Consider the following 25,159-nt stretch of genomic DNA (forward strand, 5'->3'; position numbering starts at 1 on the left):
CCCCTCGTAGAATCACGCACATACTATTGAGGTCATTGTATCACATATACGTTCTAAAAAAAAGAGGGTTCCTGCAAAAAAATTCAAAAACCCATCAATTCGTATCAAATTTTTGCTCGGCATCATGCAGAATGCCGTCACGCCGTTTCTTCGACGCCGTGAAATAATCGTAAATCGCCGCGCGATCTCCCGTTTCGACGGCATCGGCAACCGTCCCGAGAATCGCCCGCATCTCATGCAGCGCGTCGACAATCGGCCGACGGTTCGTCATACAGATGTCCGCCCACATATCGGCATTGGAGGAGGCAATACGCGTCGTATCCTTGAACCCGCCGCCGATGAGCTTGAGGCAGGAATCAAGGTCGTCGCCGCTGCGGTTGAGCAGCGTAACGAGCGCGGCGGCCGCGAGGTGCGGCACATGACTGATCACGGCGGCGCAGCGGTCATGCCGCGCGAGATCGAGGGTCGTAAAGTTAGCGTCCGTATCATGCAGGACGTTCATTAAGCGCTCCATCACCGCCTGCGGTACCGCGGGATCATCGATGATCACATAGGCCTTGCCGCGGAAAAGCTCCTTCGTCGCCGCCGCGACGCCGCTTTGCTCCCGTCCCGTCATGGGGTGTCCCGCGACATAATAGATGTTTGGCGGCAGAATTTTTTTCAGTTCCTCGCACAGGAAGCCCTTCGTACTTCCCGCATCCGTGAGGATCGCGCCGTCTTTGAGGAACGGCAGAATACGCCGCACCATCGGCACGATCTGCAGAACGGGCGGACTCAGAAAAACGATATCCGCATCGCCGACAACGAAGGCAAGATCGGCAGACGCCGCATCCACCGCTCCCATCTCCACCGCGCGGCGCATGGATTCCTCCGTCCTGCACAGTCCCGTAATACGGATCGCGTCGCCGCGTTTATCCTTCAGACAGAGCCCGAGCGAGCCGCCGATGAGTCCGACGCCGATGATGGCGAGGTTCGTCATACTCATACGCTGCGCCCGACGGCGGGCGCAATCTGACGGACCTCGTCCATGAGCATTTCGAATTTCCGCGGAATGAGGCTCTGGTCGCCATCCGATAGTGCCAGTTCGGGATGACAGTGTACCTCGATGATGAGGCCGTCGGCACCGACCGCGACGGAAGCGCGGGCAATCGGGCGTACCATCCGCCAACGCCCCGTTCCGTGACTTGGATCCGCGACGACCGGAAAATGCGTCAGTTCCTTGAGCGCTGCGACCGCATTGAGATCCATCGTATTGCGCGTGTAGGTCTCGAACGTGCGGATCCCGCGCTCGCAGAAAATGATGTTCTCATTGCCGCCCGAGGCGATGTACTCCGCCGCGTTCAGCCACTCGCTGATGGTCGCCGACAGTCCGCGCTTAAAGAGCACGGGTTTCTGTGACTTGCCGATCGCCTTGAGCATTTGGAAATTCTGCATATTGCGCGCGCCGATCTGCAGGAGGTCGGCATATTCGGACACCATCTCGAGGTCGTCCTTGTCCACAATTTCGGTGACGACGCGCAGCCCCGTCTTATCCGCCACGTCGCGCAGAATCTTGAGTCCCTCGAGCCCGAGCCCTTGAAAATCATAGGGGCTTGTGCGCGGCTTAAAAGCGCCGCCGCGGAGGAACTGTGCGCCCGCTTCCTTCACTTTGACCGCGACCTCATAGAGCTGATCGTAGCTCTCGACCGAACACGGTCCCGCCATGATCGCGAGCTGCTCTCCGCCGACAGGGAATCCCGCCACATCGACAATCGTATTCGCGGGGTGGAAATCGCGGCTGACGAGCTTATACTTTTCCGTAATGCGAACGGTTTTTTCAACGCCTTCCATCATGTTCATTTCGAGAGCCGAGATGGCCTTTTTATCCCCGATCACGCCGATGATCAGCCGATCTTCGCCCCGCGACGGATGGATATGCAGACCTGCCTGCTCGATTTTCGCCATGACTCGGTCCACATTCTCCTGTGTCGCGCGCGGGCTCATAACAACAATCATAATAGATTCCTCCTACTGCCTTATCACAGCCTATGGACTGCGGGCGCTCAATCTCCGTTAAGCGGCGCTCGGACATACGGGAGCGAGCGGGCACTCTGCGCAGAGTGGCTTTCGCGCCTTACATATCCTACGTCCGTGCAAAATTAACCAATGATGCGCGTCGCTCCAATCCTCTCGGGGGATCGCCTTCTGCAGCCCCTTCTCCACCTCGAGCGGCGTCTTCCCGACCGCGAGATGCAGCCGATTGGACACACGGAACACATGGGTGTCGACCGCGATGGCGGGCGTATGAAAAGCGACGCTCATCACGACGTTCGCCGTCTTTCGCCCGACGCCCGGGAGTTTTTGCAGCGCCTCGAAGTCTGCCGGAACCTCGCCGCCGTATTCTCTCAGCAGGATGTCGCAGGTCTCAAGGATATGCTTTGCCTTCATGCGGAAAAAACCGCAGTCATGAATCGCCGTCTCGAGCTGCGCCTGTCCGAGCCCCGCAATCGCCGCGGGCGTATTCGCGCGCGGAAAGAGACGGCTCGTCACAATATTGACGCGGGCATCCGTACACTGCGCGGATAAAATCACCGCGACGAGCAGTTCGAACGGGCTAGCGAAGTGGAGTGCCGGCTGCGCGTTCGGATAGGTCTCGCGAAGAATGCGGAGCTGTTCCGCCTTAATTGCTTTCGTTACTCTCATAAATATCAGTCTGTCATATCAATTCGTTAAAGAACGCGTCGGCGCCGGAATCCGCCCACCGCGCGCAATGAACGCCGCGGAGCTGAACGCGCTGCGCACAGGCACAATCGGAGAATAACCGAGGAGTCCGCCGAAGGAGACGCCCTCGCCGACCTTTTTCCCCGGCACGGGGATGACGCGCACCGCCGTCGTCTTATTGTTGACCATGCCGATGGCTGCCTCGTCCGCGATGATGCCTGCGATCGTCGCGGCGGGCGTATCGCCTTCAATCGCGATCATATCGAGGCCGACCGAGCAGACACAGGTCATCGCCTCGAGCTTTTCAATAGAGAGGCTGCCGCGCTGTACTGCGTCAATCATCCCCTCATCCTCGCTCACGGGGATGAACGCCCCCGATAGGCCGCCGACATGAGAGCTTGCCATCAGCCCGCCCTTCTTTACCGCATCGTTTAAGAGGGCGAGCGCCGCCGTCGTCCCCGGCGCGCCGCACGCCTCCAGCCCCATCTCCTCGAGGATGCGTGCGACACTGTCCCCGACCTCGGAGGTCGGCGCGAGGGAGAGGTCGATGATGCCGAACGGCACGCCGAGACGGCGCGATGCCTCGCGGGCAACAAGCTGTCCAACACGCGTGATCTTGAACGCCGTGCGCTTGACCGTCTCGGCGATCTCTGTGAAGTCCGCCCCTTTCAGCTCCTCAAGCGCATGCTTGACGACGCCCGGGCCGCTGACGCCGACGTTAATCACGCGGTCGCCCTCGGCAACGCCGTGGAATGCGCCCGCCATGAACGGATTATCTCCCGGCGCATTGCAGAACACGACGATCTTCGCGCAGCCGATAGCCTCCTGCTCACGCGTCAGTTCCGCCGTGCGCTTAATCATATCCCCCATCTCGCGCACGGCATCCATATTGATGCCGGCCTTCGTCGAGCCGATATTCACCGACGCGCAGACGATATCCGTCGCCGCCATCGCCTGCGGAATCGAGTCGATAAGCACCCGGTCGCCGTGGGCGAAGCCCTTCTCCACGAGCGCCGAGAACCCGCCGATGAAGTTCACGCCGACCGCCTTGCCCGCGCGGTCAAGCGCCTCCGCGACAGGCACGAAGGAATCCGTTTGGCAGGCGTCCGCCGCAATCGCAATCGGCGTCACGGAGATGCGCTTGTTGATGATGGGAACGCCGTACTCCGCCTCGATGTCTTCTCCCGTACGCACAAGGAACTCCGCCGCATGCGTAATCTTCTCATACACATTCCCGCAAAACTTTTCGATGTTTGGATGTGCACAGTCCCGCAGCGAGATGCCCATTGTAATGGTTCGCACGTCGAGCCGGTTCTCCGTAATCATTCGGTTGGTTTCCCGAATATCCTCAAAAGTAATCACTCTGCCGCTCCCCGCCTAGACGCTGTGCATCACTTGAAAGATTTCCTGATGCTGCAGCTTGATTTCAAGGCCGTATGCTGCGCCCTTTTCACGCAGGAGCGCCTGCAGTTCCTTCAGCCGAATGTCCGAATCATCCGGCATCTCGGCAATCATGACCATATTGAAAAAACTGTCCATGATGTTTTGGTTCACGTTCACAATGTTGACACGCTGCTCCGCGAGAACCCCGCTCACCATCGCCACGATACCGACTTGATCGCGCCCGACGATCGTCACAACCAGCTTCATCTTCGCCACTCCTCACAGATAAAAATATGTCCCATTATATCAAATCCCCCCCATAAAATAAAGCCTCGCATCGCTGCCAATTCTTATATGATCAAATCCCTTTTTGAATAAAAAAGGCGGCCGTACTATCTGAAACGCGGTACGAGCCGTCTTTTTCAATCCGCCTGCCTAAATTTTCCGTTTTGGACGTGAAGGCCGGCGTCGGAACTATCAAAAGCCCAGTTCCCCCTGATGCCGCTGCATGCCTTCTATTGTGAGCCGCATCACCTCGCCCGGCTCCATTCCGAGCTTCTCAATACCGCGCGTGATGATCTCACGGCTGCATCCCGCGGCGAATCGTTTATCCTTGAACTTTTTCTTGAGAGACTTAACCTCCATACCGTCAAGCCCCTCCGGCCGCATCCGCGCATAGGCGTGTATGATTCCCGTCAGTTCGTCCACGGCAAAGAGACTGCGCTCCGTATCGCTCTCGGGCTCATACTCCTCCGTTGTGATGCCATACCCGTGCGAGATGATCGCGCGGATATCCGCCTCGTCGACACCCTCCGGCACAAGCATCTCGCGAACGTGCCGGCAATGCTCGTCAGGATATTTCTCATAATCCACGTCGTGTAGCCAGCCGATTGCCGCCCAGTGCGCCGCATCGCCGCAAAAATGCTCCGCCATACGCTCCATCGCCGCAGAGACTGCCGCCGCATGGGTAAAGAGATGCTCTTCCGTCGTATGTTTAGCGAGGATTTCCTTCGCCTGTTCCAATGTCAGCCGTGCCATACAAAGACCTCCCATACGTTTATTTTAACGCATTCATTCAAAAAAAGAAAGCCGGCAGACGCTCTCTTTTATGTTAGTACGGTCTTGTTTCACACGACATATTTATGTCATGCGGCCATTAAAATATCTATCTTTCATAGACGGAACCGTGCCCATATAAAAAGCATTCCCAACGGATAACATGTTGAGAATGCCTTTTCTTAACAGGCGCGCGCTATTCAACGTAATAGACGCGGTTCGGTCTGCGCGCGGGCGGTTTCGGCAGTATGCAGTCCATGTAGCCGAGCGCACAGTGTCCGACCCCCTCGTAGTCGCCTTCGATGCCGAGAGAACGCAGGAGTTCCCGGTAGGCCGGCTCCTCGAACTCCTCGCGCGCGCGGTTGATCCAAATACTGCCGAGGCCGAGCGAATGGGCGGCAAGCATGAGGTTTCCGATGACGAGGCTGCCGTCGCGGACACCGTTGCCCCAATCCCTCGGGGCAAGTACAATGAGAACCGCGGGCGCACCGTAGAAGGGATCGTGCCCTTCTTTCCAGCCGCCGATGCGACAGTTGTCGCGTGCAAGCTTTGCGCGCAGTTCCGGCTGCGTGACGGCAATGACGATCGGCGACTGCTTTCCTTTGCCGCTCGCAGCATAAAGACCGGCCTCGATGACCTGATCGATGAGTTCCTTCGGCACAGCGTCCGACTTGAACTTCCGAATGCTGCGGCGTTCGATCATCGCCTTAATAACTTCATTCATGTCCGATTCCTCCTCTGTCGAAGTTCTTTTACAATCCTTGCGACGAGCGCCGTTCGTGAGAACGGCGTGATGACGTAGTAGCCGTCGATATAGGGTTCGATGTCCGCCGCGATCTCGAGGGAGAGTTTCACTGCCAGTTCCTCTGCCGCCGTGCGGTCAAGGCCGCGGTACATGTCGATAATGCGCTCTTCGACGTGAATGCCGGTGATCTCGCTCTCCATGTAGCGCGCGTTGCGCTCGCTGACAACGGGCATGATGCCGCCGAGGAGGAGCGCCTCGGGGAAGGTCTCGCGCACGGCGCGCATATTTTCCTTGGCATGTTCGCTGAGGACGGGCTGGGTAAAGAACCCCATCATGCCCTCCTCAACCTTCTTCTTCGCGAGGTTGATCTGCGTGCCGAAGAATTTTGCGTTGACGTTGAGCGCGCCGAAGATGTGGAATGGCACGACTTCGCCGCGATTGCCGAGACTCGTGATAAAGGAGGCGAGCTTGCGCGAGTTGAACTGATAGACGCTCTTGACTTCGTCCCGCTCCGCCGTCGGGATGGGGTCGCCCGTGATGGTGATGATGTTGTGCACGCCCTCGGCGCTCAGACCGAGGAGAAGCGACTTGATGGCGTTGAGGTTGCGGTCGCGGCAGGTCATATGAGGAATCGGCTCAATGCCGAGTTCCCTGTGCAGCCGCCCTGCAAGCATCGCCGCATCCATACGTGCGCGCGCGATGGGATTGTCCGCAATGGTGACGGCATCGACGCCCGCCGCTATGAGTTCCCGTGCGCCCTCCATGAATTTGTCCGCGTTGCCGGTCTCGGGCGGGTCAAGTTCGACGGCGATGGGCTTCACGCCCGATTTGAGCGCCTCGTAGAACGGGCTTTTCGGCAGCGCCGCGATGCGCAGCGGCGCTTCCTCGTCCTCCTCCGGCGCGATATCGCCTTGTGCCGCGAGCGCATCGCAGAGGGCCTTGATATGTGCGGGCGTCGTGCCGCAGCAGCCGCCCAGGATGGCAACGCCATCCCGCCGAGCGGCGGCGAGGCTCGAGCCGAAGTAATCGGGCGCACTCTCGTAGAAGGTGCGTCCGTCAACGATGACGGGATGCCCCGCATTCGGCATAAGCGAGAGCGGCAGCGGGAGCGTCCCGAGATGACGAATGAGCTCCTTCATCTGCCGCGTACCGTTCACACAGTTAAAGCCGACGGCATCGACGGAGCCGCTGCCCGCGACGGCGCGCACAAGGTCCTCGACAAACCGTCCGTCCCGCGTATAGCCGCCCGGATAGGCGGAGAATGAATTGAGAACGAACGCCTCGGGACATTTTTGCTTGATATGCGCCGCGGTCTCGATCAGCCCCTCGTCGGAGGAGTTGGTCTCAAAGATGAAATGCCGCGCACCGAGCGCAAGGAAACTATCCGCAAGGAAGCGGTACTCGTCAACGATATCCGCGTGGGGCAGTCCCATGACGGGGCCGATATCCGCGAAGACGAAGGCGTCAAACGGCGCAGCCGCACGTACCGCGACCTCCCATCCGGCGCCGATGATGCGGCGCACAAGTTTCTCGTCCCCTTGGTAGACGATGCGGTTCGCGGCAAATGTATTCGTCTTGACGGCCTGCGCCCCCGCGCGCAGATACTCCGTATGGATGTCCCCGACGACGATCGGGGTCTCGATGTTCGCAAGTTCGACGCCTTTGCCGCGCGTATGCATGCGCTGCGCGTAATAGGTGCCCATGCCGCCGTCAAAGATGAGCGGCGCCGCTTTCAAATGTTCCCGTATATCTGCACGTCCCTGTGTCATATTTTCAGTCCTCCTGCTCGTCCAGTACGCGGCGGGCGATTTCCACGATGCTGCGCGCATCGCCCGCATAGTAGTCCGCGCCGATCTCGCGCGCATAGTCCTCCGTCAGCACCGCGCCGCCGACGACGGTTTGACAGTCGTGCCCCGCCTCGCGCAGCGCCTCGATCGTCCGCTTCATTGCCGTGACAGTGGTCGTCATGAGTGCCGAGAGGCCGATAAGCCCGACCTTTTTCTCGATGGCAACCTCGACGACGCGCGTCACGGGGACGTCGCGCCCGAGGTCGATGATCTGATAGCCGTAGTTCTCGAGCACGACTTTGACGATGTTCTTGCCGATATCGTGAATGTCCCCCTCGACAGTCGCAAGGATAATTTTCCCCTTCGAGACGCCCTGCCCCGCCTCGGCAAGTTTGACCTTAATCAGTTCGAGTCCCGCCGTCGCGGCGTTGGCCGCGTTGATGAGCTGCGGGAGGAAGATGATTTCTTTCTCATAGCGGTCGCCGACGATATCGAGCGCCGGAATGACCTTTTCCTGAATGATGTCCATCGGCGCCATCTCGGTGAGGAGCCTTCGCGTGATGCGCTCGGCGTCGTCGCTGAGCCCTCGTATGATGGCGTCCATGAGCGGGTCGACGTCCCCCGCCTGCGCTGCCGCCGTCTGCGTCGCAGCATCCGCGCCCGCATCGCCCGTGAGGCCGAGCTCCTTGCGGCGGCGCATCTCCGCCTGCTCGGGGGCAAAGCGCGCGATATAGGCCGCGCAGTCCACATCCTCCCCCGAGACCGCGCGGTAGGAGACGACCGCATCCATGATTTCCTTCGTATTCGGATTGACGATGGGGAAATCAAGCCCTACGTGCATCGCCTGCACAAGGAAATTCTCCGTCATATGCACGCGTGCGGGAAGTCCGAAGGAAATGTTGCTCACACCGAGCGCGCAGTGCAGGCCGAGACGGTCATGCACCTCGCGGACGGCGCGCAGCGTCTCCATCGCCTGCTCCTGCTGTGCGGAGACGGTGAGCGTTAGGCAGTCGACGATGACGTCCTCGCGGTCAAGCCCGTATCGCTCCGCTTCCTCTATGATGCGCTCGGCGATGGCGATACGCGCCGCCGCCGACTCCGGAAGGCCGGATTCATCAAGCGCAAGTCCGAGCACGGCCGCGCCGTAATGCTTGGCGAGCGGGAAAATATCGTCCATGCGCGCGCGTTCGCCGCTGACGGAGTTGATGATGACACGCCCGTTCGTCACGCGCAGCGCCGCCTCAATGACCTTTGGATTTGCCGAATCTATCTGGAGCGGGAGGTCGACGACGCTCTGCACCGCCTTGACGACACGCGGAATAATCGACTCCTCGTCCACGCCCTGCGCGCCGACGTTGATGTCGAGGACATTTGCCCCCGCCTCCTGCTGAGAGATGGCAAGTTTTTGAATATAGCCCATATCCTCTTCGAGGAGCGCCTGTTGGAGACGCTTCTTCCCCGTCGGATTGATGCGCTCGCCGATGACGTTGAGCTTGCCGTACTCAGCAACGCAGCCCGGCGAAGCGACGCCCTTGCGCTTTTTGCGCGCCAGGCGTTCCGCCGCACCGGCCGCAGTCGCCCTTGTAAGCGCGCGGATGAAGTCGGGATTTGTCCCGCAGCAGCCGCCCATGATGACGGCGCCGCGCCGCGCGAACTCCGCCATCTCGGTGCCGAACTCCTTCGCCGTCATCTCATACGCCCCTGTGCGCGGGTCGGGTAGCCCCGCATTGGGCTTGACGATAATCGGCAGGTCCGTCCACTCCATCATCTCGTGGACGATGGGCAGCAACTCCACGGGGCCGAGCGAGCAGTTGACGCCGAGCGCCGCAACGCCGAGCGCGTCGAGCGTCACCGCTACAGACGGCACGGCCGCGCCGAGGAAGGTGCGCCCGTTCTGCTCAAAGGTCATCGTCACCCAGATGGGGAGTTTCGTATGCTCCTTTGCCGCGAGCACCGCGGCCTTCGCCTCATAGAGGTCGGTCAGCGTCTCGAAGACGACAAGGTCGGCGCCCGCCGCCTCCCCCGCCGTAACCATCTCGCGGAAGAGCTCATAGGCCTCCTCAAAGGAGAGTGTCCCGAGCGGCTCAATCAGCTCCCCGATGGGGCCGATGTCGAGTGCCACGCGCACGCCCGAGACGCCGGAGTTCTCCGCTGCGCGCCGCGCAATCGCAACGTTTGCACCGATAACCTCGGCAACCGTCTTCCCCGTGCCGACGAGCTTGTGCCTGTTCGCGCCGAACGTGTTGCTGTAGACGACACGGCTGCCCGCCGCGATATAGCTGCGATGTACCTCTTCGATGACCTCCGGATGCTCCATGCCAAAGAGTTCGGGGCGCTCCCCCGGGGCAAGGCCGCGTGCCTGCAGCTCCGTCCCCATGCCTCCGTCCAGTATGATAATATCCTGCATCCCTATTTCTCCTAAACAAATGGAATTTACGCCGTCTTCGCGCCTTCTCTGCACCTGCGGCCTGCCTTGCGGAACGGACAGTTGCGGAACATGAGGCAGTGCTCGCAGTCGGGCGGCCGATGCGGCTGCGGCGTGCGCGCGATGCCCATAATCGCCGTCACGGATTTGCGCGGCACCATGATGGTCGTCGGCGTCAGCGAGACGCCGACGCGGCGTGTCATATCGAGCAGCGCAAAGAATTTTGGCTGCTCGGAGATGGGCAGGTCGCCGTAGCCGGGGCTGAATCGATCCGTCAGGTAACGCCCGCCCGCCTCAACCTCCGCGCGCATATCGCTCTCAAAATTATTGCAGATATTCTCAATCGCCGTGCTTGCGCACGCGTCCATAATGACCGCATCCGCCGCATTCGTGACCTCGCAGCGCATCATGAGGCGCTCGACCCCGGGGCCAAGCGTCGCGCCGAAAAGAACGGCCTCTTCGCACGGTGCGAGCATCGTCGGGATATCCTTACCCGCAAACGTGACGCCGAGCACGGCGCCGTCGACAAGAGGCGCCTGTCGGTACGTCAGGCGCGGCGTTGCCGCCTGCAGAACCTCGTCCGTACAGCGGCGCAGCTGCTTCGCGATATCTTCGGTCAGTTCCTGGCCGCGGAACCCGAGATACTTTAATATCTCGTTCATATTTAACGCCGTAAAGCGTGGTTCAAACATAGGCGCTCCTAAAATTTTCCCTCACAGATTTTTTATGGTATAATACGATACTGTATTTTATATGGTAAACGATATTTTTTCAAGGAGCGGCAGCACAATGATCAAAGAAGCAATTAAAAAAATTGTGGACAAAAAGGATCTCTACTACGACGAGGCGTATGCTGTGATGAACGAGATCATGTCGGGCGAGACGACGGCCGTCGAGAACGCCGCCTATCTCGCCGCGCTCTCCACGAAGAGCAGCGGCATGGAGACCATCGACGAGATCGCAGGCTCGGCGGCGGCCATGCGCAGCCACGCCGAGCGCGTTATCCACGAGGGGATGGAGGTCATCGACATCGTCGGCACGGGCGGCGACCACTCGGGCAGCATCAACGTCTCGACGACGGCATCCTTCATCGCGGCGGCGGCAGGACTGAAGGTCTGCAAGCACGGCAACCGCGCCGCCTCGTCCAAATGCGGCACGGCAGACTGTCTCGAGGCGCTCGGCGTCAACATCGACCAGCCGCCCGAGAAGGTGCGCGAGGAACTGGAGCGTGTCGGCATCGCGTTCCTCTTTGCCCAGCGCTATCATCAGTCGATGAAGCACGTCGGCGCCATCCGCCGCGAGCTCGGCATTCGGACGGTGTTCAACATCCTCGGCCCGCTCACGAACCCCTCACATCCCGAATGCATGCTCCTCGGCGTCTACGGCGACCATCTCCTGCGCCCCCTCGCGCGCGTGCTGCCGACGCTCGGTGTAAAACGGGCGCTCATTGTGCACGGCATGGACTGCATGGACGAGATCTCCATCGGCGCGCCGACAAAGATCCGCGAGATCGTGGACGGCCGTGAGAATGCCTACGAGATCAGCCCCGCCGACTTTGGGATTCCCATTGCAGACAAAGAGGCCGTTCGCGGCGGTTCGCCGGAGGAAAACGCCGCCGTGACGCGCGGCATTCTCTCGGGAGAGATCACAGACGCGCGCGCGGACGTCTGCCTCCTCAACGCGGGAGCCGCTATCTACATCTACGGCACGGCCCCTTCCATCGCCGCAGGCATCGACGCGGCGCGCCGGACGATTGCGGACGGCAGCGCACTGCGCAAACTCGATGACTTTATCAAAATCTCTCAATAAAGAATAAGGGGTCTTTCATCCATGCAGTTTTTAGAACAGCTCAGCATTTTCGTTTCCCGATTCATGGCGTTCTTCGTTATCCTCATCGCGGCCGTTTCCCTCTTCCAGCCGTGGACGTTCCTATGGACGGTGCCTTATATTACCATTTTACTCGGTATTGTTATGTTCGGCATGGGCATGACGCTCCGTTTTGAGGATTTCAAGCTCGTCTTGCAGCGCCCGAAAGACATCCTCATCGGCACCGTCGCCCAGTTCGGCATCATGCCGCTCCTCGCGTGGCTCCTCGCGCACGCATTCTCCCTGCCGCCGGAGCTTGCCGCGGGCGTCATCCTCGTCGGCACCTGCCCGGGCGGTACCTCGTCGAACGTCATGACATACCTCGCGCGCGGCGACGTCGCCCTCTCCGTCTCCATGACGATGGCGTCGACGATTCTCGCGCCGTTCTTGACGCCGCTCCTCACTCTTTGGCTCGCGGGTCAGTGGATTGACATCCCCGCGGGCAAGATGATGGTTTCCATCGCGCAGGTCGTCATTGCGCCGATTGTCCTCGGCCTGCTCATCAACCGTTTCTTCGAGAAACCCGTACAAAAAGCGGTCAAAGTACTCCCGCTCATCTCCGTCGTCGCCATCGTGCTCATCGTCGGCGGCGTCGTCTCGGCGAACGCGGGGCGTATCATGGAGACGGGCGCGCTCATCATGCTCGTCGTCATATGCCACAACCTCCTCGGCTACGCGCTCGGCTTTACCGTGGCAAAGGCGCTACATATGGACATCGCAAAGGTCAAGGCCGTCTCCATCGAGGTCGGCATGCAGAACTCGGGGCTCGCCGCCTCCCTCGCCCTGCTGCACTTCGGCGCGGCCGCTGCGATCCCCGGCGCGCTCTTCAGCGTGTGGCACAATATTTCAGGTTCGCTTGCGGCAAATTATCTCTCAAGCAGGATGAGAAAACATTCCCACTGAGAAATTATACGGACGCAAAAGGGGCTGACTGTGAAAATCACAGTCAGCCCCTTGTTTGTATGCGACGATCTATCAGTGGTTGAACATGTTCCGCAGCGCCTGCTTGTTGACCTCGCGGTTGAGCTGCGCGAGATGCTGCGTGAGCTTGATGCCCTTCGGGCAGACGCGCTCACAGTTCTGGCTGTTGCCGCAGCTCGTGATGCCGCCTTTCTCCATCAGCGCGTTGAGGCGTGTCGGCGCATCGAATTTTCCAAGCGGATGGAGGTTAAAGAGCAGGGTCTGCGCCGTCGGCGCGGGTCCGATGAAGTCGGACTGCGGACCGACGTTCGGGCACGCCTCGAGGCAGCATCCGCAGGTCATGCAGTGCGACAGTTCGTAGCAAGTCTCCGCGGTATATGGATTCTGAATCGGCGCATCCTTGACATCCCATGTGCCGTCGACCTCGATCCAACCGTGGATACGTTTGAGGCTCTCGAACATGACCGTTCGGTCGATGAGCAGGTCGCGAATGACCGGGAACGTGCGCGCGGGCTGGAGCCGGATCGGCTGGGAAAGATTGTCCACCAGCGCGCAGCATGCCTGCTGCGCCTTTCCGTTAATGACCATCATGCACGCGCCGCAGACCTTCTCGAGACAGTTGCACTCCCAAACCGGGGGCGGCACGCGCTTGCCGTCAACCGTCACGGGATTCTTCTGAATCTCCATGAGCGCCGCAACGACGTTCAGGCCGAGCCGGTAGTCGACTTCAAATTCCTGCGTATAGGGCTTTTCCATAGGGCCGTCCTGCCGCTCGATGATAAAACGTACTTTTTTCTGTTCTGCCATGGCTTCTGTCCTCCCCTACTCTTTTTTCGCAACGGCGTAGTTGCGGGCACGCGCCTTGATGAGCGAATGCTCGAAATCCATATAGCTGATGATCGGTTCCTCGGTCTTCGGATCGTAGTCCACGATGGAGGTCTTCATGAACCGCTCGTCGTCGCGTCCGTAGAACATGAGCTCGCCGTCCTCATCCGTCATGCGTTCGCCCTTGTCGTCGAGCAGTATCTTCGCGTGTGCGCCGCGGCTTTCGTCACGGCAGCGTGCCGCTTTCGTGACGGCCATGGCGTAAAGAATCATATTGCGAAGCTGACGGACGAACATGACTTCCTGGTTCGCCCACACGCCGCGGTCTGTTACGCCGATGTCGTCCCAGCGCTTCAGGATCTCTTTGAGCTTTTCAAGGCAGATATCGAGCCCCTTGTTGTCGCGCTCGATGGACACGTAGTCGTACATAATCTCGCCCATCTCCTGATGGAGCTTATGCGCGTTCTCGGGGCCGTCCATATTGCGGATCCGATCAAACTCTTCGACGGCTTCCTTGCGCGCCGCCTCCATCTCATCCTCGGTGAGCGCCGTGCCGAGCTCGCCGCTGCGCGCCCAGCGCAGTGCCTCGGGACCCGCGATATAGCCCGAATACGCCGCCGAGAGCAGCGAATTCGCGCCGAGCCGGTTGGCCCCGTGATACTGATGATCGCACTCGCCCGCCGCCATGAGCCCGGGGATATTCGTATGATGGTTGCGGTCGACCCAAATGCCGCCCATCGAATAGTGCACGGACGGGAAGATCTCCATCGGCACCTTGCGCGGATCCTGACCGACGAACTCGGAGTACATCTCGAGGATGCCGCCGAGCTTGTGCTCGAGATAGTCTGCGGGAATATGCGAGAGATCGAGGTAAACGCGGCGTTCGTTGTTGATGCCGAGCCCCATATGGACGCAGACCTTAAAGATCGCGCGGGACGCGACGTCACGCGGCACGAGGTTACCGTAGGCCGGATACATCTCCTCGAGGAAGTACCACGGCTTGCCGTCCTTATACGTCCAAATACGTCCGCCCTCGCCGCGGCACGCCTCGGACATCAGACGGTTCTTATCCGATCCGGGAATCGCCGTCGGGTGAATCTGGATGAACTCGGGATTGCCAATATGCGCGCCCTGCTGATACGCCGAGGATACCGCCGAACCGTTGCAGATCGTCGACGCCGTGCATCGGCCGAACACCTGCCCGGGGCCGCCGGTCGCAAGCATGACGACGTCCGCCGGGAACGACCGGATCTCGTTCGAGTTCATGTTCTGCGCGACGATGCCGCGGACGATGCCGTCCTTGTTCTTGATCGCGCGGATGTATTCCCAGAACTCATATTTTTTGACTTTCCCTTTAACCTCCCACCGGCGCACCTGCTCGTCCAGCGCGTAGAGAAGCTGCTGACCGGTCGTCGAGCCCGCGAACACCGTGCGCTTATTCTTCTGTCCGCCGAAATTACGCAAATCAAGCACGCCCTCGGACGTGCGCGTAAAGGGAACGCCCATGCGGTCGAACATCTTGACGAGGTGCGGCGCCGCCTCGACCATGCCCTTCACGGCAAGCTGATCCGCGAGGAAGTCGCCGCCGTAAACCGTATCGTCGAAATGCTCGTAGACGCTGTCGTGCTCGCCCTTCGTATCCATACAGGCGTTCATGCCGCCCTGCGCGCAGAGCGAGTGCGACCGCTTGACCGGGCAGTAGGAAAAGAGATCGACTGTGCCGCCGCCTTCGCAGACCTTCATCGCCGCGAGGAGACCGGCGAGGCCGCCGCCGACGATGATTACCTTATTTTCCGGTACTTTAGCCATTATTACTCTCCTTTGCTGCGATTTTTACATGAAATAGCTGCCCATGAAGGCGAGCGTAACGAGGCTCATCAGGGTGCAGAGGCTCATCGCCATCGCGTTGATGACCGTCTGTGCGCGCGGTCCTTTGGCGATGCCCCACGTCATGCAGAACGTCGAGATACCGTTGCAGAAGTGGAAAATCGCGGCGATCATGCCGAGGGTGTAGAGCACCGTGTGGAGGATGGCATAATCGCCTGTGACGAAGTAGCTATAAAGGAGATCATAATTGATATGCGTCCCCATAATGCCCTTCTCCCAAATGCGCATATAGCCGACATGCCAGATGAGGAACGGAATGAGGATCCATGCGGTGTAGCGCTGCACGGCGAACTGCCAGTTGCGGACATAGCCATAATTGCTCGGATTATTTTTCGCCTGTGCCGCAATGTAAATGCCATAGATCGCGTGAAAGAGAATGGGCAGCGCGATGGCAAATATCTCAAGCCCGTAAAAGAGCGGACGCGGGATGAGATCCATCATGGCCAGCGCATCGTTAAACGCCTTCGCCCCGCCGAGCACTGTCGAGTTCGTAAATACGTGCTCGAAGAGGAACACGCCGACGACGACAAGACCGACCAATGAATGCAGCCGCCGCATGTAAAAGGTTGTGTGGAACATGTCATACCTCCTAAATATATAAACCCAAATGATTTGTCATGCGCCAAACCATCCCCATAAACTTAAGCCGCAGAAGTATAAGAACCGCCAATAGGCGGGCGTTATTCCTTGCGATAGGGTTTCTGTCCGATCTCGTAGAAATCGTTGCCCTCGGAATCGATGACCACAATGCATGGGAAATCCTCGACCGTCAGTTTTGCGACGGCCTCGGGTCCGAGCTCCGGATAGCCGACGACTTCGTACTTTTTCACCGATTTTGCGATGAGCGCGGCGGCGCCTCCAACCGCTGCAAAGTAGGTGACGCCGTTTTTCTTCATTGACTCCACGACTTCCTTCGAGCGCGAGCCCTTGCCGACCATCCCCTTGATGCCCTGCGCGAGCATCGTCGGCGTGTAGGCGTCCATGCGGCCGGAGGTCGTCGGTCCGCAGGATCCGATCGGATCGCCCGGCTTTGCGGGGGTAGGACCGAGGTAGTAGACGATCTGATCGTGCCAGTCGACCGGCAGCGGCTCTCCCTTTGCGAGCGCTTCGGTCATCGCCTTATGCGCCGCGTCGCGGGCGCTGATGATCGTTCCGGTGATGAGCACGCTGTCCCCCGCCTTCAGCCTGCGGGACATCTCCTCGGTAAACGGCGTGGTAATGCGAATACTTTCGGCCATTGCGCATTCCTCCCTATTATAATACACAGAAAAAGGCGATTACAGCACACGATGCGCATGCCGGAGCGCATGACAACAAATTGTGACCGCGACGGGGACTCCCGCGATATGCGTGGCACCCCACTCGATATTAACGGCAAGCACCGTCGTCGTCCCTCCGAGCTGCGGGCCGATGCCCGTCTTGTTGATCTCCTCGAGGAGCTCATTCTCGAGTTTGGCGTACTCGGGCATCGGGTGGCGCTCGTCGATGGAACGCGTCAGCGCTTTCTTCGAGAGCAGCGCCGCCTGATCCATCGTGCCGCCAATCCCGATGCCGACCACCATCGGCGGACACGGATTGGGACCCGCGTGGCGGATAATGTCCATGACCGCCTTCTTCACGCCCTCGACGCCGTCTGCAGGCACGAGCATCTTCACGCCGGACTTATTCTCCGAACCAAAGCCCTTCGGCGCGATTGTGATGTCGATCTTGTCGCCCTTGACGATCTTCGTATAGATGACGCCGGGCGTATTGTTCTGCGTATTCTTTCGGTTAAAGAGAGGCTCCGCGACGACGGATTTGCGCAGGTATCCGTCCGTATAGCCTTTGGCGATCCCCTCGTTGATCGCGTCCTCAAGCAAACCGTCCGTGATGTGGAGATCCTGCCCGATCTCTGCAAACACGATGGTCATGCCCGTATCCTGACAGTACGGGCGGTCCTCCGCGCGCGCGATCTCCGCGTTGCTGATAATCTGATCGAGGACAACCTTCCCTACGGGCGACTCCTCCGTTGCTCTCCCCTTCTTGAGCCCCTCGTACACATCGTTTGGGAGGTAATACGCCGCTTCCATACACATCTCGGCGACGTTCTCCGTGATTTCTTTTGCGTTTAGCTCTCGCAAAATAATCCCTCCTATAAATATAACTTATACACAGGTTAAGTAGACTATATCACATTTTTTTCAGGCTTTCAAGGCTTTGAAAATCCGCGCCGACGCTTGAGAAAAGTGAATCTCATTCAATTTATGAGAGAGAACTCCGACAAAAATCAATTATGCATTTCATTATTATTCTTTATTTCTATTGCTCATAAAAATAGCAATCGATAAATAAGTTTTTATCGATTGCTATGTGTTTTAAATTACATATAGAAAGTTTATATCTTATCATCCGTATTTTATACAAAAAGCAACTTAAATTTTTTATCCTATACGAATGAGTTTCACGCGCGGTGCGGCGCCTTCTTCTAAATCCAACAGCATGAAAGAGCCGCGCCGCTCGTCACGCGGCCGCGCAATGCTGCCGGGGTTGAGTACGGTCACGCCGCCCCGCTCTTCGCGGGCGATATGCGTATGCCCGTAGACCGCGATATCCGCGCCCGCCTCCCGCGCCGCGGCAACAAGCCGCTCTGTTCCAAACTCTACGCGAAAGAGATGTCCGTGTGCCAAAAAGATGCGATGTCCCCCCACATCCGCGGAGGTTTCGTGATAGACGCCGTCCTCGTCGTAATCGCAATTGCCAAGGACGCATACGACCGTTTTCTCTGTCAATAGACGCAGCGTCTCCGCATCCGCCGCATGGTCGCCCGCGTGCAACCAGAGTTCCGCATCCGCTGCGCCCGGCACGGCAAGCATGTCCTCAAAAACACGCACATCGCCGTGGCTGTCGCTGACAATGCCGATTCTCATTGTATCCTCCCCCGTCTGCATCCCGATACGGCACGGCCTTTCCCTATAATGTCACAAAATCTCCGCAAGCAATTCCTTCATCTGTCGCAGCGCCGCGCCGCGGTGGCTAACGGCATATTTTTCCGCGAGGGAAAGTTCCGCCATTGACTTTCCGTTCTCTAAATAAAAATACGGATCATAGCCAAACCCGCCCGTTCCGCGCGCCTGCAGGCGGATAGTTCCCGCACATACGCCCTCCGCCGTCAGCTCTCGCCCGTCTTCGAGCACAAGCGCAAGCGCGCAGTGATAGGCGGCCGCCGCATTCTCCGCGCCGCGCGCACGCAGGTCTGCGATCAGCTTGGCATTGTTCGCGACGTCGTCTCCGTGTACGCCCGCATAGCGTGCCGAATAGATCCCCGGCGCACCGCCGAGCGCATCTACCGAGAGGCCCGAGTCATCCGCGAGCGCGGCAATCCCCGCAGCCTTTCTATAGTAATGTGCTTTGATACGGGCATTGTCCATGAACGTTTCCCCATCCTCGACGGGTTCCCCGATATCGGGCGCGTCCGGCAGCACCCCACACAGCCGGGAGAGCGGGACAAGGCGAACGGGAAGCCCCGTAAACGCGCGCTCCATCTCACGGACTTTCCCCGCGTTCGACGTGGCTATGAGGATTGTCCTCATCCTTAGCCCTCCCGTCCCGGCAGCCACGACAACGTCTCGCCGAGCGCGCTCTTTTGCAAATCGATCAGCTCTCGAATCCCGCGTTCTCCGAGATCGAGCAGCACATCCATCTCCTTGCGCGAGAACGCGCGTCCTTCACCCGTTCCCTGCACCTCGATGAAATTCCCCGCCCCCGTCATGACAAGGTTCATATCGACAATCGCCTGCGCATCCTCCTCGTAGCAGATATCGAGCAGAGGCGTATCCTCCGCATCGATGCCGACGCTGACCGCCGCCGCATAGTCGCGCACGGGAAATACGCCGCGCTTCGTATAAAACGTCGCGCACGCTTCGACGAGCGCGACGAACGCGCCCGTGATAGAGGCCGTGCGCGTGCCGCCGTCCGCCTGCACGACGTCACAGTCGATATGAATCGTCCGTTCCCCGAGCGCCCGCACGTCGACAACGGCGCGCAGCGCGCGTCCGATGAGGCGTTGGATCTCCTGCGTGCGGCCCGTCTGCCGCCCGCGCATCGCCTCACGCGCCGTCCGTTCCGTCCCGGCGCCCGGGAGCATCGCGTACTCGGCGGTCACCCAGCCCGTCCCGGATCCCTTCAGGAAAAAGGGGACGCGCTCTTCAACGGTTGCGGAGCAGACAACGCGCGTATGCCCCATCTCAATGAGCGCCGAGCCTGCCGGGTAGCGCTGATAACCGCGTTCAATCCGCACGGGGCGCATCTGATCGGTGCGTCTCAGATCCCTTCTTGGCATGAATATATCTCCTCTCGTTCCTCAACGATTCTTTCATCAAAAAAGCGAAACGCCCGAAGTCTGCGCTGCCCGCGAGATCATCTCCCGGACATACTTCCTGCGTTCCGCCGCCTGCATGGGACACGATCCGACGCTTACGCCGTATGCCCCTCTTGATACTGTCTGTAATTCTTAACGATACAGATCGGGGTCTTTTGCGAGGCGTTCCCGAACGGATTATCAAGCAGGAGCCGCGCCGCCGGCGCGCCGTCGACGCCGTCCGAAACGCCGACGACGCGCGAACGCTTCAGATCGTTGACATCGGCGACCATCGCGCCAAACGCGCCGACGCGCGCCGCAATCTTCCGCGCCACAAGATCGGGCTCCGCGGGACCGTAGACAATCGCCTTGTCGAACGGCGGCATCGTCCCCGTTACGTCGTCGATCATCGCGGCTTCTTTGCCGCCCCATTTATAGAACATGCCGTTCTTGCCGACGAGTTTTGCGAGGAATCCCGCGAAGAGCGCCGCCGCAACGCGCCATTTTCCTTCGACATCCATCAGCGCCTGCATCCCGTGCGGGCTCGCGAGGCTGCCGTAGTCCGGGATAAAGCGGCAGCAGAACTCCGCCGTCGCGGAGATATCCAGCTCCTCCGGAAAGACGAATCTGCCCTGCGTAATGGCGACCACGCTCTCGGCGCAGCAGACGAGATCGTCCCCCGTCACCTCCGCGCCGGCGTAGTACGCGATTGCCTCCGCGATATCGTCGTCCTCGGTCAGGATCCGCGTCGGAACGGGAATAATGCGCAGCTCAGACATTTCGCACCGCTCCTTCCCGTACATGTGTCACGCCCGCAAGCGCACAAATCTCCTCCGCTGTGACGATGAGAATTTCCTTCTCGTAATGCTGCGGTATCCTCCCCGTCTCCTGATAGATGAGGTCAATGCGGAAGTCGACGAGATTGGCAAGCGCCTCTTCGAGGGAGCGGCCGCCGCGCGGCTCAACGGAGAGTTTGAGCACAAGATCGATACGCTCGCGTTTTTGAATGAGCACCGCCTCGAAGTAATCGTCTTCACGCGGCGCGCCCGCAAGTTCCACCTTGCCGCGCACAAGGGCTCCGTCATACTGCTCATAGGGCAGCTGCACGCGAAGAATCGCGTCCATGATCGTGCCGCACTGCTTTCCCTCGTTGGCAAAGGGAATCGTCGCCGCAATGACGAGTCTCTCAGCCGTATGCTCCACAACGGAGAAATCGGTCATCTCGTCCGTCTTCGGCACAATTTCCTCCGTGCCGAGATAGCGAAATAATACCTCTTGACCGATAATCGCAAGGAGCAGTACGATAATAATACAGTTTAGGATGAAAGTAATTTCAGATAACAATCGTCCGGCCTTCTTTCTCCGCTTTCATCGCCGCCTCAAGCGGCTCATAAAACGCTTTGGGCAGACGCGTGATACGCCCCGTGTCTCGTTTCGTAAACACGTTTTCGGACATGCCCGTGACGAGCAGTTCCCCCGCCTCGTTCAGAATGCGGTAGGCGAACGCCATCTTTGCCTTCGTCAGCGCCGTCGCCGTCGTCTCGATCATGAGCCTATCGTCAAAACGCCCCGGCGCGTGAAACGCCGCGCCGACCTTGATGATGGGAAATACATAGCCCGCGTCCATCAACGCGCCGAGCGTGATGCCGATCCGGCGCAGATACGCGACCCGCCCGATCTCGAACCAGCGAATATAATTCGCGTGGTGTACGACCTCCATCGCGTCCGTATCGTAGAAATTCACCCGGTGTTCCACACTGATCGGCATGAATGCTCCTTTCCGTCAGTTAATCAATTCCATGCGCTCGGCACGGTCGATATAGCTCTCAATGCGCGCGAGCGCCTCCGGACGCGCGACCCGGCGGCCGGATTCGAAGAATGTGCAGCGCGCCGTGCGCGCTCCCTCGGGCAATGTCGTCAGCCCCGCGCGCCGTGCCAATTCCTCCACCGTGCCGTCGTTGCCGTCGGCAAAGGTCATCGTTTCCGGCAGGAGGTTACGCAGCGTGTCTTTGAAATAGTTAAAATGCGTGCACCCAAGCACCATCGCAGAATACTGCGTGAGATCGAACGGACGGAGCGCATCGCGCAGATATTCCTCCACGCGCGGCGAGACGAACTCCCGATGTTCTGCAAACTCGACAAGGCGCGGGAGCGGGAGAAGATCGACAAGATGTTTCGCATCGTACGTATCGATCAGCCGCTGCAGCTTCTCCCCGCGCACGGTGATCGGTGTGCCCGTAACGAGAACGCGGCGCGTTCCGTCTGCATCCAGCGCTTTTTTCACTGCCGGCTCCATCCCGATGATGGGGATGTCATAAAGCCGGCGCATCTCGTCCGCAGAAACCGACGTCGCCGTATTGCAGGCGACAACGATAGCCTCCGCCCGCTCTTTGTCTATGAGGAATCGGAACGCCGCGCGGACAAACCCGCGCACCTCGGGCACCGTCTTTGTCCCATAGGGGACATGATCACGGTCGGCGAAGAACAGGAACTCCTCGTCCGGCAGCGCCCGACGCGCATGGCCGAGCACCGTCAGCCCGCCAAGCCCCGAGTCAAACAGGGCAATGCGCATACGCTCAACTCCTTTCTGCACCGCATGATACAAAATATATTACAGCAAATCCGCCGATTCAGTCAATAAAAAAAGACACATTGCAAACATGTCTTCTCACTGATATAATGTCCGCAAGGCGCTGTTAGACGCACAGCGGTAGGCGGTCGGCTCTTGCCCCAACAGCAAGAATGGGGCGAGCGCCATGAATGAGACGAATGTAACGCGCCGTTACTTTTTATCGTATTGGTCGCTCTTTTTACAAGAAAGCAGCCGCCCCCAGCTGCCAACTTTAGGCGGTTCATTCCGGTTTTACCGTATGGGGCTGACCGTCTGCCGACAGCGCCTTTTCTGCGCTCATTATAGACGCTTACCTCAGTTCCGTCAAGGCTCCGAGCCAAACGCGCCTTCCTTTATGGCATGAATTTATTGCAAGTTAGGATATTTATGAAACGTCGCCTAAGAAAAAAAGAATATCTATTGGTCGCCTCCATGCTGTTCGGCTTGCTCTTCGGCGCGGGCAATCTGATCTTCCCCGCCGCGATGGGGCAGGCCGCGGGCAGCGAAATGATCCCCGCGCTCGTCGGATTCTGTATCACGGGCGTAGGGCTGCCGCTCCTCGCCGTCACTGCAATGAGCCTGTCCGCAAGCGAAGACCTCTTTGCCATGGGGGCAAAGGTCGGCCGCAGCTTTTCCTATTTCTTCACCTGCGCGCTCTACCTATGTATCGGACCGCTCTTTGCGATCCCGCGCACAGCGACCGTTTCCTTCCAAGTGGGCGTCGTCCCTTTCGTTTCCCCCGCGGGGCAAAGCGCGGCGCTCCTCGTCTTCTCTCTCCTTTTCTTCGCCGTCACGCTCTGCTTCTCCTTTCGCCCGTCCGGGATTCTAACGTGGGTGGGCAAGGTGCTTACGCCGCTCTTTTTATTTTTCCTCGGTATCCTCATCTGCGCCGCTGTGCTCAGCCCGATGGGCGGCGCTGCGGCGTCCCCGCCGACCGAAGCCTACGCGTCGCACAGCTTTTTTAAGGGACTGCTCGAGGGCTACAATACGATGGATGTGCTCGGCGTCCTCGCCTACGGCAATATCCTCATTCGTTCGGTTCGCCTGCTCGGACTTTCGGAACCGCGCGATATTTCGTACGGAACGATCGTCTCGGGCTCCTTCAGCGCCCTGCTGATGGTCGCCGTCTATGGCGCGCTCACCTATGTCGGCGCACAGAGCCGCAGCGTCTACGGCATCGACGCGAACGGCGGCGACGTGCTCCATCATATCGCCCTGCACTACTTCGGCGACTTCGGCAGTATCCTGCTCGGCATCACGATCACATTCGCCTGCCTCAAGACCTCCGTCGGTCTCATTACCGCCTGCAGCGCCGCCTTTGCGGGGCTTTTCCCGCGCGCGTGTTCCTACCGCGTCTATGTGATTTCATTCTGCCTGTTCTCCTGCGCCGTCGCAAATGTCGGGCTCAGCCGCATCATCGACTACGCGCTCCCCGCGCTGTACTTTCTGTACCCGATTTCGATGACGCTGATCATCCTATGCCTCCTCGAGGCCCGGATCGGCTATCGGCGCAGCGTATTTATCTGCGGGATCGTCGGCACGAGCGCCGCGGCTATATTCGACCTCCTACGCGTCCTGCCGCCCGCCGCGGGGGACATTCTGCCCGCGTATGCCCTGCTGTGCGCTGTCGGAGCGGCGCTCCCGTTCTCATCGCTCGGCATGGGCTGGATGCTCCCCGCCGCCGCAGGGATCTTAATCGGCACATGCGCCGCATATATCCGGGATCGTCGGTCCGCAAAATGATATTCCGCCTCATATGCCTATTGACAGCGCTTTGCTCTCTTTGCTAAAATAAATACCGTTTCCCATGGAGAGGTGTCCGAGCGGTTTAAGGAGCCGGTCTTGAAAACCGGTGATGCGGCAACGCACCGTGGGTTCGAATCCCACCCTCTCCGCCATGATTGCATGATAAAAGGACTGCGCCCGGCAGTCCTTTTTTATTTCACTTAGTCTTTACAGCGTGCCGAAGATGCGGTCGCCCGCGTCCCCGAGACCCGGCACGATATAGCCGTGCTCGTTCAACCGGTCGTCGACGGCGGCGACATAGACGGGTACGTCGGGATGATCGGCGGCGACGCGGCGAATCCCCTCGGGCGCCGAGACGAGACACATGAGATTGATGTTCTTTGCGCCCTTCTCCTTCAGCAGGGTCAGCGCAGCCGAAGCGCTGCCGCCCGTTGCAAGCATGGGGTCCGTCACAATGAGCGTCCGATCCTCGACGCCTGTCGGGAGTTTCGCATAGTATTCGACGGGCGCGAGCGTTTCCGGGTCGCGATAAAGGCCGATATGTCCGACGCGTGCGGCGGGCACGAGCGAGAGGATGCCGTCGAGCATCCCGAGCCCCGCGCGCAGAATGGGGACAACGGCAAGTTTCTTTCCCTCAAGCATCTGCGCCCGACAGGGAGCGACGGGCGTCTCGATCTCGACGTCCCGCAGCGGGAAATCGCGCGTGATCTCGTATGCCATAAGCATCGCAATCTCCGAGAGCAGTTCACGGAACTCCTTCGTCCCCGTCTCCTTCATCCGCATAATCGTCAGCTTGTGCCGGATGAGCGGATGATCGACAAGATGCAGACTTGGAACGTCGGACGGGCGAAATGTATCGGCCATGGAGGTC

General features: G+C 59.4%; 26 protein-coding genes and 1 tRNA gene. 4 read left to right on the plus strand and 23 right to left on the minus strand.

Going from position 1 to position 25,159, the window contains the following annotated elements; genetic code table 11:
- Positions 1–94: 94 nt before the first annotated feature.
- From HMPREF9161_RS02235 to HMPREF9161_RS02280, 10 genes are all read right to left on the minus strand, one after another.
- Positions 95–985, minus strand: a complete 891-nt coding sequence (locus tag HMPREF9161_RS02235) for a prephenate dehydrogenase/arogenate dehydrogenase family protein (protein ID WP_009728053.1) — start codon at positions 983–985, stop codon at positions 95–97.
- Positions 982–1,995, minus strand: coding sequence for a 3-deoxy-7-phosphoheptulonate synthase (gene aroF / locus HMPREF9161_RS02240; RefSeq protein ID WP_009728054.1), 1,014 nt, complete (start codon positions 1,993–1,995; stop codon positions 982–984). The genes HMPREF9161_RS02235 and aroF overlap by 4 nt, the downstream gene beginning before the upstream one ends.
- Before the next feature lie 57 nt (positions 1,996–2,052).
- Entirely contained in the window at positions 2,053–2,682 is a 630-nt protein-coding gene (nth, locus tag HMPREF9161_RS02245) for an endonuclease III (protein ID WP_009728055.1), read from the minus strand.
- An 18-nt stretch (positions 2,683–2,700) separates the two neighbouring features.
- Positions 2,701–4,062: a PFL family protein gene (locus tag HMPREF9161_RS02250; RefSeq protein ID WP_009728056.1), complete on the minus strand. Its 1,362-nt coding sequence runs from the start codon at positions 4,060–4,062 to the stop codon at positions 2,701–2,703.
- Positions 4,063–4,077: 15 nt separating this feature from the next.
- Complete coding sequence (locus HMPREF9161_RS02255; RefSeq protein WP_009728057.1) at positions 4,078–4,350, minus strand: ACT domain-containing protein; 273 nt, start codon at positions 4,348–4,350, stop codon at positions 4,078–4,080.
- Between the two features lie 210 nt (positions 4,351–4,560).
- Entirely contained in the window at positions 4,561–5,121 is a 561-nt protein-coding gene (locus HMPREF9161_RS02260; RefSeq protein ID WP_009728058.1) for a hypothetical protein, read from the minus strand.
- 214 nt (positions 5,122–5,335) lie between these two features.
- Positions 5,336–5,863: a nitroreductase gene (locus tag HMPREF9161_RS02265; protein ID WP_009728059.1), complete on the minus strand. Its 528-nt coding sequence runs from the start codon at positions 5,861–5,863 to the stop codon at positions 5,336–5,338.
- Positions 5,860–7,653 (minus strand): bifunctional homocysteine S-methyltransferase/methylenetetrahydrofolate reductase, encoded by a 1,794-nt coding sequence (locus HMPREF9161_RS02270; protein ID WP_009728060.1) that lies wholly within the window; start codon positions 7,651–7,653, stop codon positions 5,860–5,862. Before HMPREF9161_RS02270 ends, HMPREF9161_RS02265 begins: the two co-directional genes overlap by 4 nt.
- 4 nt (positions 7,654–7,657) lie before the next feature.
- Positions 7,658–10,078 carry a homocysteine S-methyltransferase family protein gene (locus HMPREF9161_RS02275; RefSeq protein WP_009728061.1) on the minus strand — a complete coding sequence of 807 codons (2,421 nt, stop codon included), beginning with the start codon at positions 10,076–10,078 and terminating at the stop codon, positions 7,658–7,660.
- A gap of 26 nt (positions 10,079–10,104) precedes the next feature.
- Positions 10,105–10,788, minus strand: a complete 684-nt coding sequence (locus HMPREF9161_RS02280) for a vitamin B12 dependent-methionine synthase activation domain-containing protein (RefSeq protein WP_009728062.1) — start codon at positions 10,786–10,788, stop codon at positions 10,105–10,107.
- A gap of 97 nt (positions 10,789–10,885) precedes the next feature.
- Here HMPREF9161_RS02280 and trpD point away from each other — a divergent pair, with 97 nt between their 5' ends.
- Together trpD and HMPREF9161_RS02290 are read left to right on the plus strand one after the other, a co-directional pair.
- Positions 10,886–11,905, plus strand: coding sequence for an anthranilate phosphoribosyltransferase (gene trpD, locus HMPREF9161_RS02285; RefSeq protein WP_009728063.1), 1,020 nt, complete (start codon positions 10,886–10,888; stop codon positions 11,903–11,905).
- A gap of 21 nt (positions 11,906–11,926) precedes the next feature.
- On the plus strand, positions 11,927–12,865 hold the full coding sequence (locus HMPREF9161_RS02290) for a bile acid:sodium symporter family protein (protein ID WP_009728064.1): 939 nt from the start codon (positions 11,927–11,929) through the stop codon (positions 12,863–12,865).
- 72 nt (positions 12,866–12,937) lie between these two features.
- Here the strand turns inward: HMPREF9161_RS02290 and sdhB are convergent, their stop codons facing one another.
- The 12 genes from sdhB to murI all read right to left on the minus strand — a co-directional run bounded on the left by sdhB (position 12,938) and on the right by murI (position 22,503).
- Positions 12,938–13,690, minus strand: a complete 753-nt coding sequence (sdhB, locus tag HMPREF9161_RS02295) for a succinate dehydrogenase iron-sulfur subunit (protein ID WP_009728065.1) — start codon at positions 13,688–13,690, stop codon at positions 12,938–12,940.
- A 15-nt stretch (positions 13,691–13,705) separates the two neighbouring features.
- Positions 13,706–15,517 carry a succinate dehydrogenase flavoprotein subunit gene (sdhA, locus tag HMPREF9161_RS02300; protein WP_009728066.1) on the minus strand — a complete coding sequence of 604 codons (1,812 nt, stop codon included), beginning with the start codon at positions 15,515–15,517 and terminating at the stop codon, positions 13,706–13,708.
- 24 nt (positions 15,518–15,541) lie between these two features.
- On the minus strand, positions 15,542–16,174 hold the full coding sequence (locus HMPREF9161_RS02305; protein WP_009728067.1) for a b558 family succinate dehydrogenase (or fumarate reductase) cytochrome B subunit: 633 nt from the start codon (positions 16,172–16,174) through the stop codon (positions 15,542–15,544).
- Positions 16,175–16,275: 101 nt separating this feature from the next.
- Complete coding sequence (locus HMPREF9161_RS02310; RefSeq protein ID WP_009728068.1) at positions 16,276–16,833, minus strand: Fe-S-containing hydro-lyase; 558 nt, start codon at positions 16,831–16,833, stop codon at positions 16,276–16,278.
- 39 nt (positions 16,834–16,872) lie between these two features.
- Positions 16,873–17,715 carry a fumarate hydratase gene (locus HMPREF9161_RS02315; protein WP_009728069.1) on the minus strand — a complete coding sequence of 281 codons (843 nt, stop codon included), beginning with the start codon at positions 17,713–17,715 and terminating at the stop codon, positions 16,873–16,875.
- 300 nt (positions 17,716–18,015) lie between these two features.
- Positions 18,016–18,501, minus strand: a complete 486-nt coding sequence (locus tag HMPREF9161_RS02320) for a metallophosphoesterase (RefSeq protein ID WP_009728070.1) — start codon at positions 18,499–18,501, stop codon at positions 18,016–18,018.
- Positions 18,502–18,552: 51 nt separating this feature from the next.
- Positions 18,553–19,164, minus strand: coding sequence for an RdgB/HAM1 family non-canonical purine NTP pyrophosphatase (gene rdgB / locus HMPREF9161_RS02325; RefSeq protein ID WP_009728071.1), 612 nt, complete (start codon positions 19,162–19,164; stop codon positions 18,553–18,555).
- Positions 19,165–19,166: 2 nt separating this feature from the next.
- Complete coding sequence (gene rph, locus HMPREF9161_RS02330) at positions 19,167–19,913, minus strand: ribonuclease PH (protein ID WP_009728072.1); 747 nt, start codon at positions 19,911–19,913, stop codon at positions 19,167–19,169.
- A gap of 134 nt (positions 19,914–20,047) precedes the next feature.
- A complete protein-coding gene (locus tag HMPREF9161_RS02335) occupies positions 20,048–20,710 on the minus strand; it encodes a coenzyme F420-0:L-glutamate ligase (RefSeq protein ID WP_009728073.1) in 663 nt (220 codons plus the stop codon).
- Entirely contained in the window at positions 20,703–21,254 is a 552-nt protein-coding gene (locus tag HMPREF9161_RS02340; RefSeq protein ID WP_369791787.1) for a hypothetical protein, read from the minus strand. Before HMPREF9161_RS02340 ends, HMPREF9161_RS02335 begins: the two co-directional genes overlap by 8 nt.
- A gap of 10 nt (positions 21,255–21,264) precedes the next feature.
- Positions 21,265–21,699 (minus strand): thioesterase family protein, encoded by a 435-nt coding sequence (locus HMPREF9161_RS02345; protein ID WP_009728075.1) that lies wholly within the window; start codon positions 21,697–21,699, stop codon positions 21,265–21,267.
- A 15-nt stretch (positions 21,700–21,714) separates the two neighbouring features.
- The gene (gene murI / locus HMPREF9161_RS02350; protein WP_009728076.1) at positions 21,715–22,503 is read right to left on the minus strand and encodes a glutamate racemase; all 789 of its coding nucleotides are present in this window, start codon (positions 22,501–22,503) and stop codon (positions 21,715–21,717) included.
- Between the two features lie 426 nt (positions 22,504–22,929).
- Between murI and brnQ the strand changes: the two genes are divergently transcribed.
- Positions 22,930–24,285: a branched-chain amino acid transport system II carrier protein gene (gene brnQ, locus HMPREF9161_RS02355; protein WP_009728077.1), complete on the plus strand. Its 1,356-nt coding sequence runs from the start codon at positions 22,930–22,932 to the stop codon at positions 24,283–24,285.
- Positions 24,286–24,351: 66 nt separating this feature from the next.
- A tRNA-Ser gene (locus HMPREF9161_RS02360) sits at positions 24,352–24,440 on the plus strand.
- A 55-nt stretch (positions 24,441–24,495) separates the two neighbouring features.
- Here the strand turns inward: HMPREF9161_RS02360 and upp are convergent.
- Positions 24,496–25,152: a uracil phosphoribosyltransferase gene (gene upp / locus HMPREF9161_RS02365; protein ID WP_009728078.1), complete on the minus strand. Its 657-nt coding sequence runs from the start codon at positions 25,150–25,152 to the stop codon at positions 24,496–24,498.
- Positions 25,153–25,159: the final 7 nt, after the last annotated feature.

It is taken from the genome of Selenomonas sp. F0473 (assembly GCF_000315545.1).
Lineage (GTDB): Bacteria > Bacillota > Negativicutes > Selenomonadales > Selenomonadaceae > Centipeda.

Excerpts from the sequence above, each read along its gene's own strand:
- HMPREF9161_RS02310 (WP_009728068.1), bottom strand. The coding sequence starts at position 16,833 with ATGGCCGAAAGTATTCGCATTACCACGCCGTTTACCGAGGAGATGTCC.
- aroF (WP_009728054.1), bottom strand. The coding sequence starts at position 1,995 with ATGATTGTTGTTATGAGCCCGCGCGCGACACAGGAGAATGTGGACCGA.
- HMPREF9161_RS02345 (WP_009728075.1), bottom strand. The coding sequence starts at position 21,699 with ATGCCGATCAGTGTGGAACACCGGGTGAATTTCTACGATACGGACGCG.
- HMPREF9161_RS02320 (WP_009728070.1), bottom strand. The coding sequence starts at position 18,501 with ATGAGAATCGGCATTGTCAGCGACAGCCACGGCGATGTGCGTGTTTTT.
- rph (WP_009728072.1), bottom strand. The coding sequence starts at position 19,913 with ATGCCAAGAAGGGATCTGAGACGCACCGATCAGATGCGCCCCGTGCGG.
- HMPREF9161_RS02260 (WP_009728058.1), bottom strand. The coding sequence starts at position 5,121 with ATGGCACGGCTGACATTGGAACAGGCGAAGGAAATCCTCGCTAAACAT.
- sdhA (WP_009728066.1), bottom strand. The coding sequence starts at position 15,517 with ATGGCTAAAGTACCGGAAAATAAGGTAATCATCGTCGGCGGCGGCCTC.
- HMPREF9161_RS02270 (WP_009728060.1), bottom strand. The coding sequence starts at position 7,653 with ATGACACAGGGACGTGCAGATATACGGGAACATTTGAAAGCGGCGCCG.
- HMPREF9161_RS02280 (WP_009728062.1), bottom strand. The coding sequence starts at position 10,788 with ATGTTTGAACCACGCTTTACGGCGTTAAATATGAACGAGATATTAAAG.
- nth (WP_009728055.1), bottom strand. The coding sequence starts at position 2,682 with ATGAGAGTAACGAAAGCAATTAAGGCGGAACAGCTCCGCATTCTTCGC.
- HMPREF9161_RS02335 (WP_009728073.1), bottom strand. The coding sequence starts at position 20,710 with ATGTCTGAGCTGCGCATTATTCCCGTTCCGACGCGGATCCTGACCGAG.
- HMPREF9161_RS02275 (WP_009728061.1), bottom strand. The coding sequence starts at position 10,078 with ATGCAGGATATTATCATACTGGACGGAGGCATGGGGACGGAGCTGCAG.
- brnQ (WP_009728077.1), top strand. The coding sequence starts at position 22,930 with ATGAAACGTCGCCTAAGAAAAAAAGAATATCTATTGGTCGCCTCCATG.
- upp (WP_009728078.1), bottom strand. The coding sequence starts at position 25,152 with ATGGCCGATACATTTCGCCCGTCCGACGTTCCAAGTCTGCATCTTGTC.
- HMPREF9161_RS02290 (WP_009728064.1), top strand. The coding sequence starts at position 11,927 with ATGCAGTTTTTAGAACAGCTCAGCATTTTCGTTTCCCGATTCATGGCG.
- HMPREF9161_RS02255 (WP_009728057.1), bottom strand. The coding sequence starts at position 4,350 with ATGAAGCTGGTTGTGACGATCGTCGGGCGCGATCAAGTCGGTATCGTG.
- HMPREF9161_RS02305 (WP_009728067.1), bottom strand. The coding sequence starts at position 16,174 with ATGTTCCACACAACCTTTTACATGCGGCGGCTGCATTCATTGGTCGGT.
- murI (WP_009728076.1), bottom strand. The coding sequence starts at position 22,503 with ATGCGCATTGCCCTGTTTGACTCGGGGCTTGGCGGGCTGACGGTGCTC.
- HMPREF9161_RS02235 (WP_009728053.1), bottom strand. The coding sequence starts at position 985 with ATGAGTATGACGAACCTCGCCATCATCGGCGTCGGACTCATCGGCGGC.
- HMPREF9161_RS02265 (WP_009728059.1), bottom strand. The coding sequence starts at position 5,863 with ATGAATGAAGTTATTAAGGCGATGATCGAACGCCGCAGCATTCGGAAG.
- rdgB (WP_009728071.1), bottom strand. The coding sequence starts at position 19,164 with ATGAGGACAATCCTCATAGCCACGTCGAACGCGGGGAAAGTCCGTGAG.
- trpD (WP_009728063.1), top strand. The coding sequence starts at position 10,886 with ATGATCAAAGAAGCAATTAAAAAAATTGTGGACAAAAAGGATCTCTAC.
- sdhB (WP_009728065.1), bottom strand. The coding sequence starts at position 13,690 with ATGGCAGAACAGAAAAAAGTACGTTTTATCATCGAGCGGCAGGACGGC.